2 protein-coding genes and 1 pseudogene are annotated in these 4,842 nt (G+C 59.7%); 2 read left to right on the top strand and 1 reads right to left on the bottom strand.

Annotated elements, in window-relative coordinates:
- Nucleotides 1–3,560, top strand: a 3,560-nt coding sequence (locus R6V78_RS16755) for an efflux RND transporter permease subunit (RefSeq protein ID WP_410290530.1), incomplete at its 5' end; no start/stop codon positions are given.
- Between the two features lie 33 nt (nt 3,561–3,593).
- Here R6V78_RS16755 and R6V78_RS16750 read toward each other — a convergent pair.
- Nucleotides 3,594–3,779 (bottom strand): annotated as a pseudogene (locus R6V78_RS16750) (copper-binding protein); the annotation flags it as partial.
- Between the two features lie 226 nt (nt 3,780–4,005).
- Here R6V78_RS16750 and R6V78_RS16745 point away from each other — a divergent pair.
- A complete protein-coding gene (locus R6V78_RS16745) occupies nt 4,006–4,287 on the top strand; it encodes an aminopeptidase P family N-terminal domain-containing protein (protein WP_410290529.1) in 282 nt (93 codons plus the stop codon).
- Nucleotides 4,288–4,842 lie beyond the last annotated feature (555 nt).

Raw genomic sequence — 4,842 nt, 5'->3', positions numbered from 1 at the left:
GGTACACCCTCGAAGGACGCGACCCACAGGGGTCGCCCGCCGGCGGTTGGGACCTGCACGAACTGCGCACGGTCCAGGACTGGTATGTCCGCTATGGGCTGCTGTCGGCCGAAGGCATCAGCGAGGTGGCCTCCATCGGCGGATTCGTGCAGGAATACCAGATCGATGTAGACCCGGATGCCATGCGCGCCTATGACGTCACCCTCAACCAGATCTTCTCGGCCGTGGCCAAAAGCAATCTGGATGTCGGAGCCCGGGTGACAGAGATCAACCGCATCGAGTACATCCTGCGCGGCGTGGGGTTCATCAAGAGCCTGGCAGATCTGGAGGCGGCGGTGGTAACCGTAGGCGGCGAGCGGGTGCCGATCCGCGTGCGTGACGTGGCGGTGGTGGGCCTGGGCCCGGCCGAGCGGCGCGGTGTACTGACCCACGGCGGCGCCGAGGCCGTTGGCGGTGTGGTTGTGGTGCGCGAAGGCTTCAACCCCTTGGCGGCCATCAACCATGTCAAGGAGAAGATCGCCGAAATCAGCCCGGGCCTGCCCGCCAAGGCCGTGATCGACTGGCGGGTGGTCAGTGTAGGCGATGTCGAACGCTTTGCGCGCGACAGTGGCTTTGACCCCTTTTCCGTCCAGGATGCCGCCATCCTCGAACAGGCGGCCTGGCTCGATTGGCTCAGGGCTAATCCGCGCGACGCCTGGCCGCCGTGGGTCACCCTCAGCCAGCTTGAAATCGTTCCGTTCTATGACCGCACGGGGTTGATCCATGAAACCCTGGGCACCCTCAGCGACGCCTTGTTCCAGCAGATTCTGGTCACCATCATTGTCGTCATCCTGATGGTTCTGCACCTGCGCAGTGCGGTGATCATGAGCGCCATGCTGCCATTGGCGGTGCTCATGTGCTTCATCTTCATGAAGCTGTTCGGCGTGGACAGCAACATCGTATCGCTGGCGGGCATCGCCATCGCCATCGGCACGGTCGTGGACATGGGCATCATCGTCACCGAAAACGTACTCAAACACCTCCAGGAGGCCCCCGACGACGAACCGCGCATCGAGGTGGTCCAACGGGCCACCAGCGAGGTCGGCTCCGCCGTGCTCACCGCCATCAGTACCACCATAATCAGCTTCCTGGCAGTCTTCACCATGACCGGCGCCGAAGGCAAGATGTTCACCCCGCTGGCCTTTACCAAAACCTTTGTGCTGATCGGATCGGTGATCGCGGCCCTGACCATCGTGCCGGCGGCCATTCATGTGCTAATTGCCGGACGCATCGACTGGCAGCGGTCACGACGCCTGCTGCTGTTCGGTCTTGGCCTGGCGGCCGTGGGAACGACCGTTCTGGGCATGGGTCAGCGGTGGACCTGGGTGTGGATCGCCGGCCTGATCCTGCTGGCCGTGGTGGTCATCCAGCTGGTCCGTGACCGGTTGCCGGCGCGGTCACGAATGTTGGTTGAACGCATCGACGGCGCCGTTGCCGCGATGTCCCGGATCGTCCCGTGGATTGCCAGCGCCATCGCAGTGCTGGCCGTGGGCTGGGTTCTCATCACAGTGTGGGAGCCGCTGGGGCCCGAACGCGGTATGGTGCGCAATGCCGTCTTCGTGACGCTTCTGGTGGGCGGGTTGCTGGCGGTATTCTTCGCCTTTCAATATGTCTATGCCCCGATCCTGCGCTTCTGCCTCGGTCACAAGATCCTCTTCCTGGCTTTTCCCACGGTATTGGTGATGTTGGGTGCCACGGTCTGGCTGGGCTTTGACCGCATCTTCGGAATCATTCCCGCCATGGCTCGGCATGTGGGCATCCAGCCCGAGGCCATCCGCACCAGTACGCCCTGGGGGTGGGCGGCCCATGAATTCCCCGGCCTTGGCCGCGAATTCATGCCGCCGCTGGACGAAGGCGCCTTTCTGTGGATGCCCACCACCATGCCACATGCCTCCCTGGCCGAGGTTATCGAGGTGCTGCGTTACCAGGACATGGCCATTGCTTCCGTGCCGGAGGTCGAGAACGTGACCGGAAAGATCGGCCGGGCCGAAAGCGCGCTTGATCCCGCCCCGATTTCGATGATCGAAACGGTGATCGACTACAAACCGGAGTACGTCATCGACGCGGCCGGCCGGCGCATCAACTTCCAATATGACCGGCAGCGCGACGATTTCGTCCGCGACGCGCAGGGAGAGCTGATACCCGATCCCGCGGGCCGCCCCTTTCGTCAATGGAGAGACCACATCCGCTCGCCCCAAGACATCTGGGACGAAATCGTGCGCGCCGCCCAAATCCCCGGCACCACCAGCGCACCCCGGCTCCAGCCCATTGAAACGCGCCTGGTGATGCTGCAGACCGGCATGCGAGCGGCCATGGGCATCAAGCTGCGGGCTCCGGACTTGATTACGCTGGATCAAATGGCGGTGGAGATCGAACGATTCGTACGCCGGGTGCCTACGGTCAACGCAGCCACGGTCAACGCCGACCGCGTGGTGGGCAAACCGTATTTCGAAATCAAAATCGACCGCACCGCCATCGCCCGCTACGGACTGAACATCACCGACGTCCAGGATCTGATCACCGTGGCCGTCGGCGGGCGCACCCTCACCACGACGATCGAGGGCCGTGAACGCTTCCCCGTGCGCGTGCGTTATCCACGCGAGTTGCGGGACAATCCGGAAGCCATCCGGCGCGTACTGGTGCCCGCCATGGACGGCACACAGATTCCCCTTGGCGAAGTTGCGGACATCCATTTCACCCGCGGCCCTCAAATGATCCGCAGCGAAGATACCTTCCTGACCGCTTACATCACCTTCGGTCCTCTGCCCGGCCTTGCCGAGGTGGAGGTGGTCGAGCAGGTGCGCGACTTTCTGCGTGCCCAGGTGGATACCGGTGAACTCGTGGTGCCGCCGGGCGTCAGCTGGCGGTTCGCGGGCAACTATGAACATCAGCTGCGCGCCGCGCGGACCCTGGCCATCGTGCTACCGGTTTCACTGCTGCTGATCTTCCTGATTCTCTTTTTCCAGTTCCGGTCGGTAGCCACGACCCTGATCGTCTTCAGCGGCATTGCCGTGGCCTGGGCCGGCGGATTCGTGATGATCTATTTTTATGGTCAGGAGTGGTTCGCCAACTTCGATATCTTCGGCGTCAACATGCGCCAGCTCTTCCAGCTGCATGCCATCAACCTCAGCGTCGCCGTCTGGGTAGGCTTTCTGGCGTTGTTCGGCATCGCCACGGATGACGGCGTGGTGATTGCCACATATCTCAAGCAAAGTTTCGACCAACGCCGCACCGAAACGGTGGCCCAGCTGCGCGCGGCCACCGTCGCCGCTGGCCAGCGCCGGGTCCGGCCCTGCCTGATGACCAGTGCCACCACCATCCTGGCCTTGCTACCCGTGCTGACCGCCACAGGCCGCGGCGCCGACATCATGATCCCCATGGCCATTCCCAGCGTCGGCGGCATGAGCCTGGTGCTGCTCACCATGTTCACCGTACCGGTGCTGTTCTGCCTGGTCGAGGAGATCAAATTGAAATGGCGAATCGGGGAGTACCGTGGTATCGACATGCCGCCAACGCGCTGAAAGGGTTGTCTTCAGGGAATTTTTTTCGGTTCGGGTGATCAGAAGTTCCTTACCGGTCTGCGTAAGGTCGAACTCGATCCGATCGTCTTCTGTCAAGCCCTTGAGTAGTTCGGGGTCCTTGACTTTCAGCTCCATGACCATTTTGGGCCAGCTCAGCGATTCGATGGGTTCATGTTCCAGCAGCAGCGCAGCTGCGGCCGGGTCCATCGCTTCGACTATACCGCGGCCTTGGGCACCGAGGCGGAAGCAGGCGCCCCGTGGTGGCCGGAGTGTTCATGATTCGCGGCCAACAGCGCGGGCGCTGACCCGAACGAAACAAGAAATACAACAATTATGCTGATTGATTTGAATGTCATCGATTGGGCTCCTTTCGTTGATTAGGATGATCCGGAACTGCGTAAAAACGATGCGAGCTGCGTAAGGGCTACGCGGTCAGGGGTCGCTCATGCCCGATGTGTCCGCAAGCGAAAACATGGCCATGCCGTCGCCGTCCGACAGCGCACCAATCCTGCTGATCAAAAAACACCTGCCAAGGGTCCGGGAATTGTCGCGCCTGAAAAATATCATCGGCATCCGCTCCGTCAACGAGGTTCCCGGGTGCATTGCGGCGTTTAATGAAAAATTGCCCCGCATCGTTGGCCTTGACCTCGATGTGCTGCCGGTCAATTATTTCCATAAGCTCAAAGACCTGCTCGACGCCCGCGAATATGTCGATGACCGCCGCTGATCTTGGGACCCGCATGATAAAGTCCACTTGAGAAATTGAACAGATGCGCAAGACTTCGGAAATTTCCAGCCAAACCTTCACAACATCTGGACTTGAGGGGCATAAAGCGCAAGCCGATGTCTGTGGCAAATGCCCCGCCTATTGATGGTTTTCCTGTATATGACGATTCGCCGGGACCCATTGCTGATGATTATATTATCGACCCGGATTACCCCGCAGAGGTCTACGTTTAAAAAAAATCTTCATGTGGGAAAATAGGTAGCCTACGTCCAAAATCTTCGATTTTTTGGTAGTTTGAAGAAAAATATCGGATTGACAATAATGGAGGCATTTATTATTTTGACAATAGTGGAGGCATTTATTATTTGAATTTCAGTCGCCGGTATTTGAGATAGAATCGCCATCCCATGCTTAACTGTACCATATGGGGTTATTCATTCAATTATTCGATTGCAGCGCCCGACTGGAATTTTCGCTTATTTCGCCCCATAAAAGGGAATTCTTTTCCATTCAATCCGGCCATGGGCCTGAAAAGGTTGAACAAGAGGCACGACG

The sequence above is a fragment of the Desulfosarcina sp. genome (assembly GCF_046496365.1).
Classification (GTDB): domain Bacteria; phylum Desulfobacterota; class Desulfobacteria; order Desulfobacterales; family Desulfosarcinaceae; genus Desulfosarcina.
The sequence above is the reverse complement of the archived record's forward strand: the minus strand, read 5'-3'. Positions and strand labels throughout refer to the sequence as shown.